21 protein-coding genes and 1 tRNA gene are annotated in these 21,589 nt (G+C 65.8%); 13 read left to right on the plus strand and 9 right to left on the minus strand.

Translation table 11 applies throughout. The features are described from left to right. Window positions 1-822: 822 nt before the first annotated feature. The 5 genes from rpmH (at window position 823) to KF759_RS12755 (ending at window position 6,080) form a co-directional block, all read left to right on the plus strand. Window positions 823-963, plus strand: a complete 141-nt coding sequence (rpmH, locus tag KF759_RS12735) for a 50S ribosomal protein L34 (RefSeq protein ID WP_131993844.1) — start codon at window positions 823-825, stop codon at window positions 961-963. Between the two features lie 13 nt (window positions 964-976). Further along, window positions 977-1,360, plus strand: coding sequence for a ribonuclease P protein component (gene rnpA / locus KF759_RS12740; RefSeq protein WP_291226105.1), 384 nt, complete (start codon window positions 977-979; stop codon window positions 1,358-1,360). Between the two features lie 118 nt (window positions 1,361-1,478). Continuing rightward, window positions 1,479-3,191 carry a membrane protein insertase YidC gene (gene yidC / locus KF759_RS12745; protein ID WP_291226107.1) on the plus strand — a complete coding sequence of 571 codons (1,713 nt, stop codon included), beginning with the start codon at window positions 1,479-1,481 and terminating at the stop codon, window positions 3,189-3,191. 4 nt (window positions 3,192-3,195) lie between these two features. Next, window positions 3,196-4,539, plus strand: coding sequence for a tRNA uridine-5-carboxymethylaminomethyl(34) synthesis GTPase MnmE (gene mnmE / locus KF759_RS12750; RefSeq protein WP_291226109.1), 1,344 nt, complete (start codon window positions 3,196-3,198; stop codon window positions 4,537-4,539). A gap of 83 nt (window positions 4,540-4,622) precedes the next feature. After that, the gene (locus KF759_RS12755; RefSeq protein ID WP_291226111.1) at window positions 4,623-6,080 is read left to right on the plus strand and encodes an amino acid permease; all 1,458 of its coding nucleotides are present in this window, start codon (window positions 4,623-4,625) and stop codon (window positions 6,078-6,080) included. 30 nt (window positions 6,081-6,110) lie between these two features. Here the strand turns inward: KF759_RS12755 and KF759_RS12760 are convergent, their stop codons facing one another. Genes KF759_RS12760 through pspA form a run of 5 tightly spaced genes read right to left on the minus strand, consistent with a single transcriptional unit; the run spans window position 6,111 to window position 7,895 of the window. Continuing rightward, a complete protein-coding gene (locus tag KF759_RS12760; RefSeq protein WP_291226113.1) occupies window positions 6,111-6,317 on the minus strand; it encodes a hypothetical protein in 207 nt (68 codons plus the stop codon). Next, complete coding sequence (gene pspC, locus KF759_RS12765) at window positions 6,318-6,710, minus strand: envelope stress response membrane protein PspC (protein WP_291226115.1); 393 nt, start codon at window positions 6,708-6,710, stop codon at window positions 6,318-6,320. After that, window positions 6,707-6,988 carry a PspC domain-containing protein gene (locus tag KF759_RS12770; protein ID WP_291226117.1) on the minus strand — a complete coding sequence of 94 codons (282 nt, stop codon included), beginning with the start codon at window positions 6,986-6,988 and terminating at the stop codon, window positions 6,707-6,709. Before KF759_RS12770 ends, pspC begins: the two co-directional genes overlap by 4 nt. After that, window positions 6,985-7,209, minus strand: coding sequence for an envelope stress response membrane protein PspB (pspB, locus tag KF759_RS12775; protein WP_291226119.1), 225 nt, complete (start codon window positions 7,207-7,209; stop codon window positions 6,985-6,987). The genes KF759_RS12770 and pspB overlap by 4 nt, the downstream gene beginning before the upstream one ends. 5 nt (window positions 7,210-7,214) lie before the next feature. Then, window positions 7,215-7,895, minus strand: coding sequence for a phage shock protein PspA (gene pspA, locus KF759_RS12780; protein WP_291226121.1), 681 nt, complete (start codon window positions 7,893-7,895; stop codon window positions 7,215-7,217). 225 nt (window positions 7,896-8,120) lie between these two features. Here pspA and pspF point away from each other — a divergent pair, with 225 nt between their 5' ends. After that, window positions 8,121-9,182, plus strand: coding sequence for a phage shock protein operon transcriptional activator (gene pspF, locus KF759_RS12785; protein WP_291226123.1), 1,062 nt, complete (start codon window positions 8,121-8,123; stop codon window positions 9,180-9,182). Between the two features lie 47 nt (window positions 9,183-9,229). Here the strand turns inward: pspF and KF759_RS12790 are convergent, their stop codons facing one another. Further along, entirely contained in the window at window positions 9,230-11,257 is a 2,028-nt protein-coding gene (locus KF759_RS12790) for a toll/interleukin-1 receptor domain-containing protein (RefSeq protein ID WP_291226125.1), read from the minus strand. A gap of 18 nt (window positions 11,258-11,275) precedes the next feature. After that, a complete protein-coding gene (locus KF759_RS12795) occupies window positions 11,276-12,385 on the minus strand; it encodes a Calx-beta domain-containing protein (RefSeq protein ID WP_291226127.1) in 1,110 nt (369 codons plus the stop codon). A 51-nt stretch (window positions 12,386-12,436) separates the two neighbouring features. On the opposite strand from KF759_RS12795, the gene KF759_RS12800 reads away from it, so the two are divergent. Further along, entirely contained in the window at window positions 12,437-14,350 is a 1,914-nt protein-coding gene (locus KF759_RS12800) for a TRAFs-binding domain-containing protein (protein ID WP_291226129.1), read from the plus strand. Between the two features lie 215 nt (window positions 14,351-14,565). Next, window positions 14,566-14,642 (plus strand) — tRNA-Arg (locus tag KF759_RS12805). Between the two features lie 599 nt (window positions 14,643-15,241). On the opposite strand, the gene KF759_RS12810 is transcribed toward KF759_RS12805, so the two are convergent. After that, window positions 15,242-16,567: a helix-turn-helix transcriptional regulator gene (locus KF759_RS12810; protein ID WP_291226131.1), complete on the minus strand. Its 1,326-nt coding sequence runs from the start codon at window positions 16,565-16,567 to the stop codon at window positions 15,242-15,244. Window positions 16,568-16,621: 54 nt separating this feature from the next. Between KF759_RS12810 and KF759_RS12815 the strand changes: the two genes are divergently transcribed. From KF759_RS12815 to KF759_RS12830, 4 genes are all read left to right on the plus strand, one after another. Beyond that, complete coding sequence (locus KF759_RS12815; protein WP_291226133.1) at window positions 16,622-17,344, plus strand: DUF2306 domain-containing protein; 723 nt, start codon at window positions 16,622-16,624, stop codon at window positions 17,342-17,344. A 133-nt stretch (window positions 17,345-17,477) separates the two neighbouring features. Then, window positions 17,478-17,930, plus strand: a complete 453-nt coding sequence (locus tag KF759_RS12820) for a hypothetical protein (RefSeq protein ID WP_291226134.1) — start codon at window positions 17,478-17,480, stop codon at window positions 17,928-17,930. 33 nt (window positions 17,931-17,963) lie between these two features. Beyond that, complete coding sequence (locus KF759_RS12825; protein WP_291226135.1) at window positions 17,964-19,181, plus strand: hypothetical protein; 1,218 nt, start codon at window positions 17,964-17,966, stop codon at window positions 19,179-19,181. Between the two features lie 83 nt (window positions 19,182-19,264). Continuing rightward, on the plus strand, window positions 19,265-19,981 hold the full coding sequence (locus KF759_RS12830; protein ID WP_291226138.1) for a hypothetical protein: 717 nt from the start codon (window positions 19,265-19,267) through the stop codon (window positions 19,979-19,981). 260 nt (window positions 19,982-20,241) lie between these two features. Here the strand turns inward: KF759_RS12830 and KF759_RS12835 are convergent, their stop codons facing one another. After that, window positions 20,242-20,802: a hypothetical protein gene (locus KF759_RS12835; RefSeq protein WP_291226140.1), complete on the minus strand. Its 561-nt coding sequence runs from the start codon at window positions 20,800-20,802 to the stop codon at window positions 20,242-20,244. A gap of 181 nt (window positions 20,803-20,983) precedes the next feature. Here KF759_RS12835 and KF759_RS12840 point away from each other — a divergent pair, with 181 nt between their 5' ends. Beyond that, window positions 20,984-21,514 carry a c-type cytochrome gene (locus tag KF759_RS12840; protein ID WP_291226141.1) on the plus strand — a complete coding sequence of 177 codons (531 nt, stop codon included), beginning with the start codon at window positions 20,984-20,986 and terminating at the stop codon, window positions 21,512-21,514. The last annotated feature ends 75 nt before the right edge of the window (window positions 21,515-21,589 follow it).

A 21,589-nucleotide genomic window follows, 5' to 3' on the forward strand; every position in this document is an offset into this window, starting at 1 on the left:
TGCCATGCATCGTGATGGTGCAGGAGCGGCGGCAGCCGCGACCGGGTGCAACGCGGTGATGAAACGTGGTTCGGGCCTTCCGGCCCTCCTACAACGGCAAACGAATCGTGGACGAGCGCACGCGCCGCCCATGAGCTGTGTAGGAGCGGCGGAAGCCGCGACCGGGTGCAACGGAATGATGAAACGTGTGTCGGGCCTTCCGGCCCTCCTACAACGGCAAACGAATCGTGGACGATCGCACACGTCGCCCATGAGCGGTGTGGGAGCGGCGGCAGCCGCGACCGGGCGCAGCGCGGTGATGAAACGTGGTTCGGGCCTTCCGGCCCTCCTACCAGAACGCACGATTGCTCTATGCCGATTGGTCGGGCCTTCCGGCCCTCCTACGAAAGCAGCGGTGTCATTGCCATGCACCGGCTTGGTGTAGGAGCGGCGGAAGCCGCGACCGGGCACCGCGCAGTGATGAAACGTGGGTCGGGCCTTCCGGCCCTCCTACCAGAACGCACGATTGCTCTATGCCGATTGGTCGGGCCTTCCGGCCCTCCTGCAACGGCAAACAAATCGCGGACGAGCGCACGCGCCACCCGCTCCCGCTGGGCGGAACCCGACGGCACGGAAAACCCGAGCGACGAATTGCCTTCGAAAAGGGCAGGCAGATCCGCGAGCGTACCAAGCGGGTCGGTATCGAGGGACGCGAGCATCCGCCAGGCATGACCCGAGCACGACCGGCTTCAGGCGCAGGGGTCATTGGAAGCGGTTCGATCTTGACTCGTGCCTGCTGGAAGCCTATGATTTGTGCCCTTTTTTGCCTCACATGCCACGACCATGGCCACCAAGCGCACCTATCAGCCCAGCAATCTCAAGCGCGTCCGCGACCACGGTTTCCGTGCCCGCATGAAGACCCGCGGTGGCCGCAAGGTCATCAACGCGCGCCGCGCCAAGGGCCGCAAGCGCCTCGCGGTCTGAACCGCGGCGCGGAGTGAACGCGCCGGCCCGCTTTCCGCGTTCGGCGCGACTGCTTTCGGCCGCTGACTTCGCGGCCCTGCGCAGCGGCAGCCGACGCCTGTCCGGCCGCTGCTACACCGCCCAATGCAAGCCTGCCAGCGGTTCCGGTGCCCGTCTCGGGCTGGCCGTGTCACGTCGCGTGTCGAAACTCGCGGTCGAGCGCAACCGCATCAAGCGCATCGCCCGCGACAGCTTTCGCCGCCATCGCCACCTGCTCGGCGCGCGCGACATCCTCCTGATCGCCAATCCGAGCGCCGCGCAGGCTGACAACGCGAGCTTGCATGCCGAACTCGACCAGCTCTGGCAGCGCATTGCGACATTGAATGCGCCGGGTGCGACCGGCACAATGCGCGGCTGATCCGCGCGCTTCCGGCGCAGCCGTTCCGCATGCCGACCCGCGCTTCATTCCTTGCCGCTGGCGAGCCTGACCAGCGTCTGCACGGCCGCCGCATTCCACCAGCCGTATCCGGACCTTCATGACCAGCACCCGCAACCTCCTCCTCATCGCCCTGCTGTTCATCAGCTACCTGCTGTGGATGGAATGGGAAAAGGACTACGGCCCGGCACCGGCCACCGCGCCAGTCGCCAGCACCAGCACAACCGACGCCGCGGCGACGCCCGCCGCCGACGGCAGCACACCCGCGCCGGTGGCGGGCACGCCGCCGACCACCGCCACGCCCTCGAGCGCGCCGGCCAGTGATCAGAGCAGCGCGCCCGCGGTCGCGCCGGTGGTGGTGAGCACCGACGTGCTGCGCGTGGAGATCGATCCGCGCGGCGGCAACATCGTCGTCGCCGATCTGCTCGCCTATCCCAGGCAGCCCAAGGATTTCGCCAACCCGGTGCGCCTGCTCGACCGCAGCGACGCCCACTTCTTTGTCGCCCAGAGCGGCCTGCTCAGCGCGCAGGGCAGCAGCCTCGTCGCGCCCGACCATCAGGCGCTCTACCAGAGCGCGCAGGCGAGCTACCAGCTCGACGGCGGCGACACGCTCGAAGTGCCGCTGACCTGGAGCCAGCCCGATGGCCTGGCGGTGCGCAAGGTGTTCGTGTTCAAGCGCGGCAGCTACGTGATCGAGCAGCGCGAGGAGATCAGCAACCACGGCACGCAGGCCTGGAACGGCAATGCCTATCGCCAGTTGCAGCGCGTGCCGCCGGTGATCGACACCAGCGGCATCAAGGGTTTCAGCAACATCGAGCGCTACAGCTTTGCCGGCGCGGCGATCTACAGCCCCGAGGACAAGTTCGAGAAGCTCAAGTTCGATGGTTTTCACAAGGAACCGCTGGCCAAGAGTTTTGCCGGTGGCTGGGCGGCGATGCTGCAGCATTACTTCTTCGCCGCGTGGATTCCCACCACCAGCGAAACCGACAGCTACAGCACGCTGCAGATCGCCAATCCGCACGGTCCGCGCTACTTGATCCGCGCGATGTCGCCGCTGCTCAGTGTTGCGCCCGGTCAGTCGCGCAGCGAGAGCGCGCGGCTGTACATCGGCCCCAAGCTGCAAAGCTCGCTCGACCAGATTGCGCCGGGCCTGTCGCTGACGATCGACTACGGCATGTTCAAGGTGATCGCCGAGCCGCTGCACTGGCTGCTCACGCAATTCCACAAGCTCACCGGCAACTGGGGTTTTGCGATCATCCTGCTGGTGCTGCTGATCAAGGCGCTGTTCTTCAAACTCAGCGAAGCGCAATACCGCTCGGGCGCGCGCATGCGCAAGCTGCAACCGCGCCTGGCCGCACTCAAGGAACGCTACGGCGACGACCGGCAGAAATTTGCCGCCGCGCAGATGGAGCTGTTCCAGAAGGAAAAGGTCAATCCGCTCGCCGGCTGCCTGCCGATGCTGATCCAGATTCCGGTGTTCTTCGCGCTGTACTGGGTGCTGCTGGAAAGCGTGGAGCTGCGCCAGGCGCCGTTCATCGCCTGGATCCACAACCTCAGCGCGCCCGATCCCTACTTCGTGCTGCCGGTGCTCAATGCCGCGGTGATGATCGCCACCCAATACCTCACGCCGATGGCGGGCATGGATCCGCTGCAGGCGAAGATGATGAAGATCATGCCGGTGATCTTCTCGGTGCTGTTCGCCTTCTTCCCCGCCGGTCTCGTGCTCTACTACGTCGTCAACGGCGGCTTGGGCGTGCTGCAGCAGTGGATCATCACGCGGCGCATCGAGGCGCACGAGAAGGCGGCTGCCTGATGCCATGAACGCCGCGGCCGACACGATCGCGGCGATCGCCACCGCCGCCGGTCATGCCGGCATCGGCGTGGTGCGCATCTCCGGGCCACTCGCACCGGCCATTGCCGCGCAGCTGCTTGGCCGCGTGCCGCGCGAGCGCCACGCGCACTGGGCGAGCTTTGCTGACCGCGACGGCGCGATCATCGATCGCGGCCTGCTGCTGTATTTCGCCGCGCCGCGCTCCTACACCGGCGAGCACGTGGTGGAGTTGCAGGCGCATGGCAACCCGCTGCTGCTGGGTGCACTGCTCGCACGCAGCTTCGAGCTGGGTGCTCGACCCGCACGTGCGGGCGAGTTCACCGAACGCGCATTTCTCAACGGCAAACTCGATTTGGCCCAGGCCGAAGCGGTGGCCGACCTCATCGCCAGCACTTCGCAGACCGCTGCACGCGCGGCGCAGCGCAGTCTCGACGGCGAGTTCTCGCGGCGCGCCGAAGCGCTCAGCGCGCAGCTGGTGCGCGTGCGCACCTGGATCGAGGCGGCGATCGACTTTCCCGAAGAGGAAATCGACTTTCTCGCTGCACCCGCCCTGCGCGCCGAGATGGAGGCGCTGCGCCTCGCGCTCGATGATCTCCTCGCCGCCGCACAGCGCGGCGTTCGCCTCACCGATGGCCTGCACGTGGTGATCGTGGGTCGGCCCAACGTCGGCAAGTCGAGCCTGCTCAATGCGCTCGCTGCGGGCGAACGCGCGATCGTCACCGAAATCGCCGGCACCACCCGCGACGTGCTGCGCGAGTCGGTGACGGTGAACGGCATCGCGCTCACGCTTGCCGACACCGCCGGCCTGCGCGACACCGACGATGTGGTCGAACGCGAAGGCGTGCGTCGTGCGCGCGCCGAACTCGCGCGCGCCGACCTCGCCCTGCTGGTGTGCGCGCCACCTGACGAGAGCGTCGATCCCGGCCTGCTCAGCGCACTGCCCGCCGGCGCCACCCGCATCATCGTGCACAACAAGATCGATCTCGGCGCCCAGGCTCCGCGCATCGAGCAGCGCAATGGCAACAGCCACGTCTGGCTGTCGGCACGCAGCGGAATCGGCATCGACCTGCTCGCCGCCGAGCTGCAACGCCACGCCCATGCCGGCGAAGGCAGCGAAGGCGCCTTCAGCGCCCGCGCGCGCCACGTCGCCGCACTCCAGCGTGCGCAACTCGCCTGCACGCAAGCCGCCAGCGCACTCGCCGCGCAACAAGGCGAACTCGCCGCCGAGGAGCTGCGCCAGGCCCAGCACGCGATCGGCGAACTCACCGGTGCGTTCACCAGCGACGACCTCCTCGGCGAGATCTTCGCGAGTTTTTGCATCGGCAAATAGGCCAAAAGGCATGCCTGCAGGGCACAGCGCGCGGCAGGGTTGTGCGGCTATGATCGACGCTTCCGTAACGGGGAAGCCTGCCCATGAGTCTCGTCGCCCGCATGCTGCGTCACAAGTCGGTGGAACAACTGCAGGCGGAGGCGGGCGCACGGCGTGATTTCCGCCGCGTGCTGGGCGTGTGGCAGCTCACCGCGATCGGCATCGGCGGCATCATCGGTGTCGGCGTGTTCGTGCTCGCTGGCCAGCAGGCCGCGCTCAATGCCGGGCCGGCGGTGGCGATCTCGTTCATCATCGCCGGCATCGCCAGCGCCGCAGCGGCTCTGTGCTATGCGGAATTCGCCGGGCTGATCCCGGTCACCGGCAGTGCCTACACCTACAGCTACGCGACCCTGGGCGAAGGCGTGGCCTGGCTGATCGGCTGGGACCTGCTGCTCGAATATGCGCTCATCGTCGCGGTGGTCGCGATCGGCTGGTCGGGGTACGTGCAGGCTGCGCTGAGCTTGATCGGCTTGCCCTTGCCGATCTGGGCACAGGGTGCGATCGGCACGGGCGAAGGCCGTGTGTTCAACGTGATCGCGGCGCTGATCACGCTCGCAGTCGCGGCGCTGTTGATCGTGCGCACCGAGTGGGGCGCGCGTTTCAACACCTTCGTGGTCGCGATCAAGGTCGCCGCGGTGCTGCTGGTGCTCGGCGTGGGCGTGTTCTATGTCAATCCTGCGAACTGGCATCCCTTCATCCCCGAGCGCGTGGTCGGCGCCGATGGCCTCGCCCATTTCGGCTACCAGGGCATCGCCACCGCCGCCGCCGTGGTGTTCTTCGCGGTGTTCGGCTACGACACGCTGACGACCGCTGCCGAGGAATCGAAGAATCCGCAGCGCGATCTGCCGCGCGCGGTACTGCTGTCGCTGGGCATTTCGATGGCGATGTATCTGGCGGTGTCGATGGTGCTGACCGGGATTGCGCATTACTCGACCTTGCATACCGATGCACCGGTCGCCGATGCATTCAAGAACCTGGGTTTGCCGTGGATCGCGGTGACGATTTCGGTGGCCGCGGTATTCGGCCTGATCAGCGTGCTGTTCGCCTTCATGCTCGGCGCGTCGCGCATCTGGTTTGCGCTCTCGCGCGATGGCCTGTTGCCGGGCTGGTTCGCCCACGTGCATCCACGCTACGGCACGCCGCACCGCACGACGATTGCGCTGGGCGTGTTCACCGCGCTGGTTGCCGGCCTGTTCCCGCTCGATGAAGTCGCCAAGCTCGTCAACATCGGCGTGCTCAGCGCCTTCATCGTGATCTGCAGCTCGATCATCGTGCTGCGCGTGCGCAAGCCCGATCTGCCGCGTTCATTCCGCACGCCGTGGGTGCCGTTCATTCCGCTGATCGGCATCGTGTTTTCGTTGTGGCTGCTCAGCGAACTCGCCGCGATCACCTGGCTGGTGTTCTTGGTGTGGGTGAGTCTGGGCCTGCTCGTCTACTTCGCCTACGGCATGCGGCACAGCAAGTTGGCAGCGACCGGGGTGACACGGCCTCGCGCGGACTGAGCCTGACGCGGCGGGATCGCCGCAGGCCGGTCACAACTTGTCGAACTCGCGTTTGAGATCGAAGCCATCATCGGTGACGATCTTCTCGAGCACGCGCACGCGTTCCTCGAGCGCATCGATGCGTGACTGCGCGGCCGAGCTGCCCTCGCTCTGGCTGGCCTTGAGCCGCAGGTGTTCGCGATACAGGCGCGCCAACACGATCACCACGATGACGCTGAAAACAAACGCGTAATTCATTCAACTCTCCAGCTCGCGGAACTTGCGGTCCAGATCATGGTGACGCGAAGTCACGTAGCCTTCCAGCCGTTGCAGGCGCTGGTCGAGTTCGCGAAAGCGCTGACGTACCTCGCGGAAGGTGCCGGTGGCCGAACGGCGCACGCTTTGCCAGTACTCCTCGCCGGTGTCCCAGTCGTAAGGGCGCTCGGGCTTGACCGGCCACAGCATGCCCAGCGCGACATAGGCAATCAAGGTCACGACGTTGAGCCAGAGCAGGGCAACGATCGCAATCACGCGCACCCAAGTCACATTCCAGCCGAAGTAGTCGGCAATGCCTGCGCACACACCCATCACCTTGCCGTTGGCCGGGTCGCGGTAGAAGCGCTGCGCGCGCCAGGGTTCACGCCGCCTCATGGCTCGGTCCTGCCGCGGCCGGAACGCCAGAAACTGGCTTCATCGCCGAGGCCGTTGTAACGCAGAGGCCGCTCGGGCAACAGCAGTGCCGCAACGACATAGGCCACGATGGTCGCCTGCGTGAACCAGCACAGCGCGATCAGTGCGGCCAGTCGCGCGAGCCAGGGCGGAACGCTGCCGGCATCGGCCAGTCCGGCGCAGACGCCGAGGATCAGGCCACGTTCGGTATCGCGGTACAGACGCCCACGTTCTTCGCGGTTGCGGTCGAAACGGTTCATGATTTCTCCCTCCAGTTCGGCGCCTTGGCATCGAGTATGGTTTCCAGCGACTCGACGCGGCGCTCCATGCGGTTGGCCAACTGCCACAGGTCCTCGAGCATCTTTTCATCTTCGCGGCTCAGACCTTGCATCTCGCGGCGACGCGTCGCGTAGTGCAGGAACAACCACGGGCAAAGGACGAAGATGCAGATGATCGCAATGAGCGGAATGAGCTCCTCCATCGCCGTCACTCCGCTGCGTTCGGTTTGTTCCCCGCGAGGCGCGCCTTGAGCGCGGTCAGTTCATCCTGCACGCGCTCACCGGCTTCGAGATCGGCGAACTCGCGATGCAGATCCTGGGTCTTGCCCAGGTCGTAGGATTCGACCTTGCCTTCGAGTTGTTCGAGGCGACGCTCGTAGTAGTCCATGCGGCCGAGGGCGTTGTTGACGCGCTCGTCATGCACGCGGCGACGCACTTCCAGACGCTGCGCGGCGGTGTTGTGGCGGCGCTCGAGTGATTTTTGGCGGCTGCGCGCATCGGCCAGCTTGCCTTGCAGCGCGGCGATGTCGTCGTTGAGCTTGGCCAGACCCGAGTCGAGCTCGTTGCGCTGGCGTTCGAGTGCATTGCCTTCGTCCTGGCTGCGCTGCTTTTCGGCCAGCGCCGCCGCGGCCAGATCATCGCGGCCCTTGCTCACCGCGAGTTCGGCGCGCCGTTGCCATTCCTCGACCTCACGGCCGGCCGCAGCGCTGCGCCGCTCGAGCTCCTTGCGGTCGGCGATCGCGCGCGCCGCGGCCGAGCGCACTTCGACCAGGGTGTCTTCCATCTCCTGGATGATCAGGCGCACGACCTTCTGCGGATCCTCGGCCTTGTCGAGCATCGCATTGAGGTTGGAATTGATGATGTCACTGAGTCGGGAAAACATGCCCATGGTCTTGCCTCGTGGAATCGGTGGTTTCGCCCGGTGATCTTTGCAGGGGACGTGCCAAGTCGGGCGGCGAACGCAAGACATTGTTTTGACTGTCTATTTTTCGAGAGCGCGCAATTGCACAAAGTATCCGCGCGGACACGCACGCCGTTTGATAGTCAATCTGACTAAACTGGAGCGTGTTCGCTCAACGTGAATCCTCGAACGCAGGCGCCTTGGCCCATTCCCATGACTCCACTGCCCACCACCCCCGCAAGCGACACCACGGCGATGCTCGGCCAGTCGCCCGCGTTCCTCGCCCTGCTCGAAGAAACCTCGCGCGTGGCCGTCGTCAACAAGCCCGTGCTCGTGATCGGCGAGCGCGGTACGGGCAAGGAATTGATCGCCGCACGCCTGCATTACCTCTCGGCGCGCTGGCAAGGTCCGCTGGTCAAGCTCAACTGCGCCACGCTCACCGAGTCCTTGCTGGAAACCGAACTGTTCGGTCATGAAGCCGGCGCCTTTACCGGCGCCACGCGCCGCCACCCCGGTCGCTTCGAGCAAGCGCATGGCGGCAGCCTGTTTCTCGACGAACTCGGCAATGTCTCGCTGCGCGTGCAGGAGAAGATCCTGCGCGCAGTCGAATACGGGCAGTTCGAGCGCGTCGGCGGCACCCAGACCTTGAGCGTGGATGTGCGCATCATCGGCGCCACCAACGAAGACCTGCCCGCGGCGGTGCGCGAGGGACGCTTCCGCGCCGACCTGCTCGACCGGCTCGCCTTCGACGTGCTCACCGTGCCGCCGCTGCGTGCGCGCGGCGAGGATATCGTGGTGCTTGCCGAACACTTCGCGCTCGAGATCACGCGCGAACTCGGCCGCGAGCTGTTTGCGGGCTTTGCGCCCGCGGCGCGCGCGGCCCTGCTCGCGCACGATTGGCCGGGCAACATCCGCGAACTCAAGAATGCCGTCGAGCGTTCGGTGTATCGCGCGCCGGCCGAGGTGATGGTCGAACAGATCGTGTTCGATCCGTTTGCCTCCAGCTACCGCCTGCCGCGCCCGCTTGAATCGACACCGGCAGCGCCGACACCCAGCCCTGCCGCCACACCGCAACCGCCGCAACTGCCCTGCGACCTGCGCGAGGAAATCCTGCGCAGCGAACGCAAGCTGATCGAACAGGCGCTCACCCAGGCCCGCTATCGACAAGCCGAAGCCGCAGCGCTGCTTGGCCTGAGCTACCACCAGCTGCGCGCGCTGTTGCGCAAGCACGCGATGATCGAACCGCGGCGCACGCGGAATCACCACGAGGACTGAGCACGCAGCGAGATCGCGTTGTGCATCCGCTCGGGCGTTGGTGCTGCTCAGGGCACCTTGGCGGCGCCGATGACCTTGAGTTGCGCGCGTGCGCGCTGCGCGAACGGGCTGGACTTGCCCCACTTGTGTTCGAGCGTGTCCACCAGCGCCGGGACGTCGTCGCGTGCGACGCCCGTGCCATTTTTCGCTGCGCAATAGGCCTGCGTCAGTTCGGCCTGCGCCGCGTACCAGGGCGCGATGTCCTTGTGCTCGGCGGCGACGGCGACGGCATCAGCGGCAAGCTGCGCGCCCCGTACAGGGTCGCCGCCGCTGCATTCGAGATCGGCCAGGGTGGCGAGGATCGGCGCATGCATGCGGTGATGACTCTTGGCGGCGATCGGCAGCGCTTCTTCCAGCAACTGCCTGGCTTGCGCACGGTCGCCTTGCGCATAGCGCGCGGCGGCGAGGTTGAACAGCGGATAGGCAAGGTCGTCGAATGACTCGCTCATGTACTTGCGATCACTGGCCAGCGCGTCGCGCAGCAGCGGCTCGGCCGCCGCCGCGTCCCCTGTCTCGAGCAGCAGACGACCGAGATTGCTCTCGATGCTCGCTAGCACGGGACTGCCGGGGTCGTAGACCATGCGCGCAGCCCCCAGACACTGTTCGAACTCGGCACGCGCGCGCACCAGATCGCCCATCAGGTAGGCATTCGAGCCGAGCCCCTGGCGCGCGTTGATCACATCGGGTTGGCGCGCGCCGACCACCGGTTCAAGCAGGGCCACGACGTTCTCGTAAGCTTGCACGGCCTTGGCGTAGTCGCCCGCAAACTGGGCGAGCAAGGCAAACCCCGCGAGGCTGCGGCCACGGCTGAGCACGCCTTCGCGCGTCGCGGCGGCACTGGCCGGCACTGCATCGAGCGCGGATTGGTAGGCGGCCTGCGCCTGCGCGTCGCGCTCGGTGTAGGCGTAGATGTCACCGCGCACATTGCCCAGCCGCGCGCGTTGTCGCCAGCCCAGGGACCCCGCACCGGCAGCCGCGTCGAGGGCGGCGAGCGCCTGCTCGTACTCGCCCATGCTGTAGAGCAGGTCGCCCAGCTCAAGGCCACTGTCGATGCGTTGGTTCTGCAATTCCGGATCGTCGCCGTGGCCGTCGGTGATCGACTCGCGCAGCAGATCCACGCCGCGATGCGTGAGGCCCAGGCTCGCATAGGCTTGTCCCATGGTGGCGAGAAAGCGCGCACGCACGCTGGCGCGCGTGAATTCGCTGGTGCCCACGCGCGCCACCGCACGATCTAGGATCTCGCGCACGGTGACGCTGTTGCCGCGTGCTTCGTCGGCATCGGAAAGCCGGAACACCGACAGCAGGAATTCGCGCGTCTGTCGCTCGGAAGTGAGCTCCAGCTCGGCGCGCGCCTGCGCCGCGCGTGCTTCGTTGCGTGCGCGCATCGCCTGCAGGGCGAGTGCGGCGAACACCAAGGCGAGGATCGAAGCGAGCACCGCAACCGAGGTCCAACGCTGTTGCCGGCGACGCTGCTCGCGCTGGCGCAACTGGTCGTAGCGCAGGCCGAGCAGCCCGGCGACGAGTTTGAGGAAGGCCTGCGCGAAACCATCGCCTTGCGCGCGCGCATCGGCCGCGATGGGTTCACCGAGCGGGCCATCGGGCACATCGACGTCGGCGCGCGCAAGGTTGGCAGGAAATGCCGCGCGTGCAGGATCGCTGCGCGGGTCGATGGCTGGATCGCCGCCAACGACAAAGGCGAACACCGGGCGATCGGCGTGGCGACGCCGGTAGTAGGCGATTTCCTCGTCGACCCAGCGCGAGGCGACTGCCGCGGGCGAGCAAACGACGATCAGCGCAGCCGAATCATCGAGTGCCTGTTCGATCGCGTGCGAAAGACTGCCGGCCGAAGCGAGTTCGTCGCGGTCGCGGAAGATCGCGCCGATGCGCGCATCGATGCGACTGCCATCTGCACGCGTGCCGCGCAAGGCGCGCGGCAGCGCAAAGGTCTCCAGCCGGCGATGCAGCTTCTGCGCAAGCCGGGCGTCGCGGTGGCTGTAACTGATGAAGGCGCGATAGCGCAGCGCTTCGCCCGGCATGCCGGCAATCGCCAGTCGCTATCGCCTTTCGTGCATTGCCTTGCGGCGCAGGCTCCACATCGCACAGCCAAGCAGCAGAGCCAACAGTGTCCAGCGTGCGAACTCGCCGAGGGTGGGCGCGCTGATCGCGGTGCCGGCAACGCTGTCGTTGTCGAGGATGGTCACCGTCGCCTGGCCGATTGCACCGATGGTCGCGCCGCCGGTCGGTGCCGACAAGACCACATTGAAAGTCTCGTTCGTCTCGCTGTCACCGTCGTCCAGAACTGCCACGCTGAAGGTCTTCGGCGCGCTGTCCCCGGCGGCCCAGGCCAGCGTACCGCTGGTCGCGGTGTAGTCGCTGCCGGCGAGCGCGGTGCCATCGGCGGTGGCATAGCTCACGCCCACCGCGCCATCGCTGCCGCCGCTGCGGGTCACGCTGACCGTCACGCTGCCGGCGCCCTCGCCGACGCTGTAGCCCGCCGTCGAAAACTGCAACTGCCCCGATGCCGCAGGCGTCTGCAAGGCTTGCAGGCAGGGCGATCCGGTGTCACTGAGGTCGCCATTCCAGGCGCCGATGTACTGGTTGGGGCGGAAGCAGAAGTACTGGCCGTCGTAACCATCGGTGCCACTCCAGACCGAGGCCACGCCATTGATGTAGGAGGTGGCATCGAGCGTGTCCGATTCGAAACCGTACAGCGCAGCGACCGTGACGCCGTTGGGGAAGGTGAAGAACGCCCACTGGAAGCCCGTGGGCGAGCTGCCGGAAAACGGATCCACGTCGAAGAAGGAATAGCGGATGCCGGACACCGCATTCGGATCGTTGCCGAACAGGGATGCCAGTGCGGCTTCGTCGGGATAGGTGTAGCCGGTCTGGGTCAGGGTTCCCGGGTCGGCGGTTTGGCAATAGGTGAAGGTCGTATGCACGGCATTTTCACGCCCCGAGAACGTGAAGCCCAGACGCTGGACCAAGGTGTCCGCCGCGCTGCTGCCCGCGGTCGTGCCGGGGCAACTGGCCGACCCCATCGCCAGCTGGTTGCTCCAGCCGCCGCCGAAACCATCGATGCGCGTGCCGCGACGCGCCGCACTCGCATCGAGCGCAACGCAAAAAAGCACGGCGGCAAGCACACAGCGAAAAAGCCCATTGCCCATGGTCTGCCCCTTCCCCGGTTGGAGCGGCTAGACTACTCGCGTCATCGTTGAATGCAACGATCCGAAAGCGTGACCGCGCCGAGCCTGCACGAGATTCTCGAATCCTGGGAGGCCGCCGAGGCCGACCCGGCGCAGCGCGCCCGTCTCGATCGTCTCGGACTCGCGCGCGCGGCGCTGGGCCTGGGCCATCCGACTCTCGCCAGCGAGCTGCTGCGCGAACCCATCGCGCGCGGCGAAGCCACCGCCGAATTGCGCTACGTCGCCGCACTGGCGGCGGCGCGGATCGGTGCGCTGGGTCAGGCACAGGCATTGATCGATGTCGTGCTCGGACAAGGCGTGGAAGGCGAACTCCAGGTCGATGCACTGTCGCTCGCCGGTCGCGTCGCCAAGGACCGCTGGGCGCGCCTGCCAGCCGGGCCACGTCGCGATGAGGCCGGACGCGAGGCGATCGCACGTTATCGCGAAGCCTGGTCGGCTTCGCACAATCCGTTCCCCGGCATCAACGCAGCCACGATGATGCGTCTGGCCGGTGCCGCGGAGGAAGCCAGCCGCGAACTCGCGCGCGACGTGGCCGCGGTGGCGCGCGTCGACGCGACCATCGCGCCGCACTGGCGCGAGGCCACACTGGGCGAGGCAGCGCTGCTGCTTGGCGACGATGACGCCGCGGCCGCGCACTATGCCGCTGCCGTCGCGGCCGCGCGGCCGCGGATCGGCGACATCGCCAGCATGCGGCGGCAAATGCGCTTGCTGGCGAAGCAACTGACGATCCCGGATGCCGTGCACGCGGCACTGGCGATCCCGCGCGTCGCCGCATTCACCGGCCACATGCTCGATGCGCCAGGCCGCTCGCCGGCGCGCTTTCCCGCGAGTCTCGAGGGCACGGTCACACAGGCGCTGGCCGAACGCATCGATGCTTGCAACATCGGTTTCGCGCATTGTTCGGCTGCATGCGGCGGCGATCTGCTGTTCATCGAGGCCCTGCTTGCGCGCGGCGCCGAAGTACACGTGGTGCTGCCGTTCGAGCGCAACGACTTCGTTGCCAGCAGCGTGGCGTTTGCCGGTGAGGCCTGGGTCGAGCGCTTCGATCGCGCGCTTGCGCGCGTCGCCAGCGTCGGTTACGGCGTGCGCGAGCGCCATCTGGGCGACGATTCCCTGTATGCCTACGCCGGGGCGCTGGTGCATGGCGCCGCGGTTCTGCATGCGCGCGAACTGGAAGCCGAACCCTTGCTCGTCGCGCTGATCGACGAGCGATCGCAGCGGCGTCCCGGCGGCGCCACCGATCTGCTCGCGGATTGGCGCGCGCTCGGACTGGAAACCCAATGCATCGATCTCGCCGGTTTGCGCGAACACGGCGGCCACGCGCTCGTGCCGGTACACGCTGCCAGCGAGCGTGCAGTCGAAGAACCCGCAGCGAATTCCCGGCGCGAGGTGCGGACCATGCTGTTTGCCGACATGGTCGGCTACAGTCGGCTGGCCGAACACGACACGCCTGCCTTCATGGCGCACTTCCTCGGCACCATCGCCGAAATCGTCGAGCGCACCCAACCGCCGCCGGGCTTCGTCAATACCTGGGGAGACGGCCTGTTCATGGAATTCGATGATGTTGCGGCGGCTGCCCGCTTCGCCCTGTGCTTGCGCGATGCAATCGCGGCCAAGGACTGGCCCGCATATGGCTTGCCGCAGGGCACCGCGATCCGCATCGGCATGCATACCGGCCCGGTGTTCCGCGCCTTCGATCCCCTGATCCGACGCGACAACTACTTTGGATCGCACGTGATTCGCGCGGCACGCATCGAACCGGTCGCCGCGGCAGGTTCGGTGTACGTCAGCCGCGAACTGGCCTCGATCCTCGCTGCACGCGGTGTCGACGAGTTCGCTGCCGATTACCTCGGCACGCTGCCGCTTGCCAAAGGCTATGGCAGCGAGCGCTTGTACCGACTGCGCGCCGCGCACGAGGCTGAGTAGCCGTGCGGAAGCCGCGCTGAGGCAGGGATGCCGACTGGAGACCGCACCACGGACGGTTCATGCGACAATTCCCGCAACGCGCCCGTAGCTCAGCTGGTCGAACCGGTTGCGCTTTCAGCCTGCCTCGAATGGCAGGCTGAGCAAGCGGTGAGGAGGAGGCATGGATGCCGACTGGAGACCGCACCATGGACGGTTCATGCGACAATTCCCGCAACGCGCCCGTAGCTCAGCTGGATAGAGTACTGCCCTCCGAAGGCAGGGGTCGTGGGTTCGAATCCCGCCGGGCGCGCCAGTTTCTCCCGAGCTCGCACACATAGCAGTCGTGGGTTCGACAGAATCGTCTGGAACGATTCTGGACGACCGCGAGGTCGGCCCCGAGTGCACGCGAGGGGCGAGCATCAGGGACGATGCGAGCCATCCCGCCGGGCGCGCCAGTTTCTCCCGAGCTCGCACACATAGCAGTCGTGGGTTCGACAAAATCGTCCGGAACGATTTTGGACGACCGCAGGGTCGGCCCCGAGCGCACGCGAGGGGCGAGCATCAGGGATGATGCGAGCCATCCCGCCGGGCGCGCCGTCTTCCAAAATCGAGCCCCGCGCCCATCTCGTGCCCCGGCCTGTGCCCGCTCGTGATCCGATTTGGCGTCTCGATCACGCTGGTTGTGCGGATCGCCTCGCTGATATCCGGCAGCAGCCGGGAAGTGGGATGAAGCGGTCACAGCTGCCGCGCCACACTCTGGCCACGACTCGATAATTGCCGCCTCATTCGCTTTCCCGGAAATCCAGTCCAGACAGCGCTTCCCTTGCGGTTGCCGCGCGGTGGATGCGCTGGAGAGCCGAAATGAGCGTGGGTGCAGGTCAGATCAAGGGACCGTCAGGAACAGCCGTCAAACTAGCTTGCCGACAGCTCGTGATACTCGGTTTCTGGCGCACCCTTGAGGCTGGCCGCGCGATACTCAGATGGCGTGCATCCCATGATGGATTTGAATGCGCGATTGAATGGACCCAGCGAAGCAAATCCGCTCTCGCTGCTGACACGCAGGATGCTCTCAGCCCCGGAAGGCATCGCCAGCAACTTGCAGGCATGGGCGATGCGATACTGATTGAGCAACTGGTTGAAATTCTTCTTGCCCTGTTGCCGGGCGATGAACTTGCTCAGCCGATATTCGGGGACTTCCAGTCTTGCGGCCAGCTCAGCCACCCTGAGCTCGGGCTCACGATAAACCTGCAGGACCTCCAGGTGGTGGCGCAGCTGCGCGCCGAGCTGGGCATCGCCTTCGCATGGGGCGGCCACTTGCCTGGCGGAGTCACGGCGTTCGCTGCTATCGGATGGTGCGGGATTCTGGCGGCGATGCCGGAAGGCCAGATGGGTGAATACGATCATCACCGACGCGCAGAGCGCGACGGCGCCGGCACGCCATGGGGCGATCGCGGGAAATGCGTGAGCGAGTTCGCCAAGAAGACTGGTGGACAACACGGAACCACCGTACACCGCCATGAACAACAGGCGCAGACGTCGTTCACCTTGCGGCCACTTCGAGGACCATCCAAGCAGGGGCTCGATGAAACTCAATGCCAGCAAGGATGTGCTCGTCAGGACAAGCAGGGCATCGATTGCCACCGTCAAGACCGACGGGGAGACGTCCCCCTGCATGGCGGTACCGCGATGGATCGCGATCAGGATCGCGACGCCTGCCGCCAACAGGACGTGCTGCAAGCGCACGCCCTGTTCTCCCCGAAACAGGGCCCTGGATACCAGCCAGAATCCGTTGCACGTCGCCGAACCCCCGACAGCAATGGCCCATTTCATCCATTCCGGCGCGTTGCCCATCCAGGGTGACATCAAGGACAGCGCCAGCGATCCGCTGACCACCGCGAACAGAACCTCGGAATTGCGCTTGGTCCTTTGCCGGATCAAGGCCAGCAGCGACAGCAGCGCAATCGTCACAGCCAATGCGGTCATCATGCCGGGCCAACCGTCCATCGATGCATCTCCCAAACGCCAACGGCGAGATGATATCGGACAATCCAGAATGCACCGCCACCAGCCGCAATTAAACTGCGCCTGAACAACGGTTTCCGATGGGCCGAATCGACCAGCCGATTCGCGAAACGGCGGGATGCGTGGGGCGAGAACGGGCATGGTCACGCCCCCTCGCAGCCCAAGATTTCCCGAATGACCCAGTCCCGAAATGCATCCCCTGCGCGCGCCCTGCAACTGGGTGCCGCTGCTTGGCTCGTTGCCGCGACACTTGGCCAATGGGCTTTCGTCTTGTTCATCCTGTTGTCCTTCGGGGGCCACAGTCTCAGCGGCGATCTGGCCGGTCTCAACGACAAGCCGCATGTGACCGGATATGTCCCCGGAGACCTGTTCGGCAACATCCATTTCATCGCCCACGCCCTGATGGGCGGGGTAGTGACCTTCGCCGGGTCATTGCAGCTGGTGCCGGTCTTGCGTCGCCGCTGGCCTCGCATCCATCGCTGGAACGGCCGCCTGTTCATGAGCATCTCGCTGCTCGCCGCATTGTCCGGGCTGTATCTCACCTGGATTCGCGGCTCCCAACTCGGGACGGGAAGCAACATCTCGATCACCATGAACGGCGTGCTGATCCTCGCCTTCGCCGCGCTCGCCTGGCGAAGCGCTTGGCAGCGCGATTTCGTACGCCATCGGCAACACGCCCTGCGCACTTTTCTGTTGGTCAACGGCGTCTGGTTCCTGCGTATCGGCATCATGCTCGCGGGCTTGGTGCTGACGCCGCTCGGAATCGAAATCAACTATCAGGGAATGGTCTTCGTGGGGGTCAGCTTTGCCAGCTGGGCGGTGCCGCTCGTCGTGCTGGAGCTGTACTTGCGAGCGGAACGATCGCAACGCGCCGCGCCGCGCTACGCGATGGCCGCGGCACTGGGGCTGTTCGCGCTGGTGACGCTGGCGGGCAGCGCCGCGGCCGCCGCGTTCATGTGGTTACCGGTGCTGAGCCCTGGAAGCGCGCATTAGTGCGTGCAAATCCCGTCGTGTCGCCTTCGCCGCCTTGTGCGGGCTCACGTCGTTTGCACCGCGGGCTCCGTTACCGGACCGACTGACCGTCACTCTCTCGAAATCATGCCTTCCAATTGCAAGGAGATTGAAAATGAAACGCGATCCTGCGACCCCCATCATTCTTTCCATGCTGCTGCTGGGCGGTCTTTCCAATGCCGCGACCGCCGACACGCCTCTTGCCGGCACCTCTTCTGGCGCGGACAGGTCCGCTGCCCCGGGGTCGATCCAGGTGGACGGCAAGGTCTCGAGAAAGATCTCGATGGCGATCGGCGAGGAAACCGACGACTTCGTGGTGACGAAGCAGGAAGACGTGGATTCTTCCGCGGGCATGAAAGGCACCGAATACACCGTCAAGACGGGTGACGGAAAGACCTACAAATGCCAGATCTTCGAGCCTTCGAAGCTGGGCAAGCTCGTGAGTTTCGGGACCGCTGCCGGCGCGGACGCCCTTTGCACCGACTTCACCCGAGGCTCGCCGAGCCAAGGCAAGACCAACCAGGCCAACTGCAACGCCTTGCTGCGCGCAGCGCACAAGTGCGACTGACTCCGGACGCAGACCGACCTTGCTGAGGACACCATGAAAGCAACCTGGATGCACGCGTCCTGCCTCCTCGCCGCGTTGGCTCTCTCGGCGAAGGGGCACGCTTTCAGCTTGATTGTGCAGTACCAGGGCGCGGCCGATGACCGCGCGGTGTATTTCGCCGACGTGCGCTACATCGTCAACCGCACACCGCCGGACAGGGTGGGAAGCGGAACGGAAACACGCGAGATCCCTGTCACGGTCGTCTACGAAAATGCCGCGAAGCCCGAGTTCGTCCACATGAAACTGCAGTTTGAGTGTCCTGACCGATTCACCTTTGACAAGCAAACGCGGGATCTCTCGGAGAACAAGAACACGGTCCGCGCGGGCGGTGAGGTCATGTTTCGGATTGGCCCCGGCAGCTACCTGCTGCGGCGAACCGATCTGAAAGCCGAGCCGGTGCCCGAGAGTGACTGGAAGACATCAAACGCGCCGATGCTTTCCAAGGCGGGCACGATCGCCTGCAACGACATCGAGATCGAGAAGGCCCTGCACGCAGCCATCAAGGGTGAGCATTTCGATTTCAAGGGCTTCGGCCAGCGCATCGCCAAACTGGGCCTGCCTGCCGACATGGCTGTCATCGGCCAAACCCTGCCGTCGGAATATCTGGATTTCGCGTGGGAAAACTTGTGGTGGGACAAGGTCGCGAACGGCAAGCGCCCCGACCCGACCGGGAGGTGGGCCACGCCAGTATCAGAGGCCGACAAGCGCGCTGCCATGGAGAAACTGAAGGCGAAGCAGGACGAACTGGAAGCCGGTACCGCGGCAATCCAGACCCACCTGCTGGAAAGCATCAAGAACCACCAGGTCGAAATGAAGGCGGAATTGGCGACGGCCAAGAACGCGGGCAAGCATCCCGACGGCTCGAAGATGAACAAACACGAGGCCAAGCTCATGGCTGTGTTCGGCGGCCGGCCCGAGCGGGACGTGGTCGCAACGATGGGCAACCCCGATGATTTCAACCAGGCCGCCGACGCGCGCTTCCTGCGCTACAGCGCCTGGTGGGAACAGCAGGGCGTCACCGTCTACGGCGCACAGGGCGTCATCGGCGGGGATCCGGGCGGCTATGCCGAATGCTACGCCGAATTCAGTACCCGCCAAGACGCACAGGGCGAGTGGCGGGTGAGCGATATCGTGGTCCGCGGTGACTACGAGGGAACGGGGTCGCGCGAAATCCGGCTCGTGTGCGACGACGCCACGAGGCCCAGGCGTTGATGGGCATCGCGACGCCGCGCGTTGGAAACCCATCCGCTCCGATGCGAAGCATCGATAACAGGACATCGAAGGGAACTCAGGCAATGATCAAGACTGTGATTCTGGCGGCGGGATTTCTGGCCGCAATGGCACCCTTGCTGTCGTGGGCTCAGGTGAACGGTGCGTCTTTCGACGTGCTGGCGTCCGTCATGGAAACCCACAGCAAGGAAATCAATGCGCATGACGTCCTCGACTCGAACAAGAAGCAGGCGGAGCAATACCGGGAGAAGGTCATCACCGGCTGGTGGGAGTTCATGCAGGCCAGCTCGAAAGCCGGCCCGGGCGAGTATTGCGCGGCATCCTTCCTGCGCGCCAAGCGACTGACCGAACCCGGCAAGGCAGACACGGTGAAGGAGGGGATCGTCGTTACCCTGTTCGGGCCCGGCGGCAACTACCGGGGCGCCTTGCTGGCCTTCTCGCCCCTGGGCGAAGACTCCGCCGCGGCATTTCCCAAGTTGGCCAGCGGGAAGCCGGTTCTCGTCACCCTGAAGCAGGGCAACATCAAGCCCGCGACGCTCAACGCCATCTACTTGGAGACCGGCCCGAAGTCACCGCCACTGCTTGCGTTTGCAGTGCCGAGCATGGACGCCTTGCTCGCCGGCATGGAAGACAAGTGGAACTTTGACGTGATCTACCAGGGAAAATCCATCGCCAGAATCGAATGGCACGATGGCCTCAAGGCCCGCGACGAACTTGCGAAATGCCTCGCAGGAAAGCCTATTGCCGGCGAGCGGCACCGAAAAGGCGAGATCGGTCGATAGTCCGCGAGCTGCGATCCGGCGACGCTATTCTTGCGCGCGGCAGCAGCCGAGTCCCGACCGTTGCGCCGGATTTCGGTGGAATCGCAATCCTGGAGCCTCCGAAGGCAAGGATCGCGGGTTCGACAAAATCGTCTGGAACGATTCTGGACGACCGCAGGGTCGGCCCCGAGCGCACGCGAGGGGCGAGCATCCGGGATGATGCGAGCCATCCCGCCGGGCGCGGCAATCGACTGCCGCGCATCGCCGCCGGCATCCGGACTTCAGTAGTAGGTCCGCACCGTGAAGTCGAAGCCCTTGCTGTCTTCCATCTGGCGGTAGAACGCACCGACCGCAAAGGTGTCGTTGATGTGCCAGACAGGGCCGACGACGAACTCGTGGGTTTGCCAGCCGAGCACGTCGGTGTAGGTCGCGGCGGCGATGGCTTCCCAATCCTTGGCGAAACGGTGGCGCACTTCGGCAATCGTGGTCCAGCCGGTGTCGCTGACCCGGCCGCGGGCCGGCGACCGGAATCGCGCTCTCACCGCAGCCGCCTCGATCGCGAACATCGTATCGCTGCCGACCATCCAGTGGCCGCCCAGCCCCAAGCGCACGGCGCGGCTGTCTTTCCAGGCAGGATTGCCATAGGCGCCACCGTCTCCGACTGAACCGAAAACGTGCAGGTTCTTGCCCATCTCGTAGTAGGCACCGAAGGTGTCGTTGCGGAAGCTGCGCCCGTTGCTGTGAGACTCGCCGCTCTTGAGATAGGCGTAGTCGTAGTTGAGCGGTTCGGCGTGGGCGCCGGCGCCAATGGCCAGCAGCAGCGCGGCAAGCAAGAGTCTCATGCGTCCCCCCGGCAGATCGCAATCGTGACCCAGTTTCGCATGACCCAGCGGCCTGCTGCGACTGGGCAACGTCGGGGCGGGGCGATCGGACCTGCCTTCCGCGTACTGCGAGGCGTCGCTATACTCGCGGGACTTTTTGCGTCGACCGACCACGGCGACGCGCTGCGAGGGAGGGGGTTTCGTGTCCAATCCGGTAAGCAAGACCGATTCGGCGTTCCTCAAGCGCTTTGCGCAACTGATCGGCTTCCTCGCCGTCACCGCCTTCGTGCTGATCCTGGTCGCGCGCTACATCCACCACAAGTTTCCGTCGGAGCCCAATCCCGATGCGCAGAAGGTGGTGGCTGAGCGTCTGGCGCCGGTCGGTGGCGTCTATGCCGGTGACACCGGGCGCGCGGCGATGCAGGCCGCGGCCGATGCCGCTGCCAAGGCCGCCGCCTCGCAGGTTGCCTACGGCGGCACCACCGATGGCAAGACGATTTTCGGCAGCCTCTGCCACAGCTGCCACGAAACCGGGATTGCCGGCGCACCCAAGGTCGGCGACAAGGCGGCGTGGGCGCCGCGCATCGCCGAAGGCATGGAGACGCTCGACAAGCACGCGCTCGAGGGCTTCACCGGCAAAACCGGCGTGATGCCGGCCAAGGGCGGCAACCCGGCACTGAGCGCCGAGCAGATCACCGCCACGGTCAAGTGGATGGTCGAACAATCAAAGTGATCCGCTGACGCGCGCTTGCCACAAGAACGCCGCCATCGCGGCGTTTTTTGTGCGCGCCTTGCTGCTGCCGGCGTA

The organism is Dokdonella sp., assembly GCF_019634815.1.
Classification (GTDB): domain Bacteria; phylum Pseudomonadota; class Gammaproteobacteria; order Xanthomonadales; family Rhodanobacteraceae; genus Dokdonella_A.

Bases quoted from the DNA above. Each gene is read 5' to 3' on its own strand.
- pspC (WP_291226115.1), bottom strand. From the start codon at position 6,710: ATGAGGCGGCGTGAACCCTGGCGCGCGCAGCGCTTCTACCGCGACCCG.
- mnmE (WP_291226109.1), top strand. From the start codon at position 3,196: ATGAACGCCGCGGCCGACACGATCGCGGCGATCGCCACCGCCGCCGGT.
- KF759_RS12825 (WP_291226135.1), top strand. From the start codon at position 17,964: ATGAAAGCAACCTGGATGCACGCGTCCTGCCTCCTCGCCGCGTTGGCT.
- KF759_RS12835 (WP_291226140.1), bottom strand. From the start codon at position 20,802: ATGAGACTCTTGCTTGCCGCGCTGCTGCTGGCCATTGGCGCCGGCGCC.
- pspF (WP_291226123.1), top strand. From the start codon at position 8,121: ATGACTCCACTGCCCACCACCCCCGCAAGCGACACCACGGCGATGCTC.
- KF759_RS12790 (WP_291226125.1), bottom strand. From the start codon at position 11,257: ATGCCGGGCGAAGCGCTGCGCTATCGCGCCTTCATCAGTTACAGCCAC.
- yidC (WP_291226107.1), top strand. From the start codon at position 1,479: ATGACCAGCACCCGCAACCTCCTCCTCATCGCCCTGCTGTTCATCAGC.
- pspB (WP_291226119.1), bottom strand. From the start codon at position 7,209: ATGGAGGAGCTCATTCCGCTCATTGCGATCATCTGCATCTTCGTCCTT.
- KF759_RS12760 (WP_291226113.1), bottom strand. From the start codon at position 6,317: ATGAATTACGCGTTTGTTTTCAGCGTCATCGTGGTGATCGTGTTGGCG.
- KF759_RS12795 (WP_291226127.1), bottom strand. From the start codon at position 12,385: ATGGGCAATGGGCTTTTTCGCTGTGTGCTTGCCGCCGTGCTTTTTTGC.
- KF759_RS12800 (WP_291226129.1), top strand. From the start codon at position 12,437: ATGCAACGATCCGAAAGCGTGACCGCGCCGAGCCTGCACGAGATTCTC.
- rpmH (WP_131993844.1), top strand. From the start codon at position 823: ATGGCCACCAAGCGCACCTATCAGCCCAGCAATCTCAAGCGCGTCCGC.
- KF759_RS12820 (WP_291226134.1), top strand. From the start codon at position 17,478: ATGAAACGCGATCCTGCGACCCCCATCATTCTTTCCATGCTGCTGCTG.
- KF759_RS12830 (WP_291226138.1), top strand. From the start codon at position 19,265: ATGATCAAGACTGTGATTCTGGCGGCGGGATTTCTGGCCGCAATGGCA.
- KF759_RS12770 (WP_291226117.1), bottom strand. From the start codon at position 6,988: ATGAACCGTTTCGACCGCAACCGCGAAGAACGTGGGCGTCTGTACCGC.
- KF759_RS12755 (WP_291226111.1), top strand. From the start codon at position 4,623: ATGAGTCTCGTCGCCCGCATGCTGCGTCACAAGTCGGTGGAACAACTG.
- pspA (WP_291226121.1), bottom strand. From the start codon at position 7,895: ATGGGCATGTTTTCCCGACTCAGTGACATCATCAATTCCAACCTCAAT.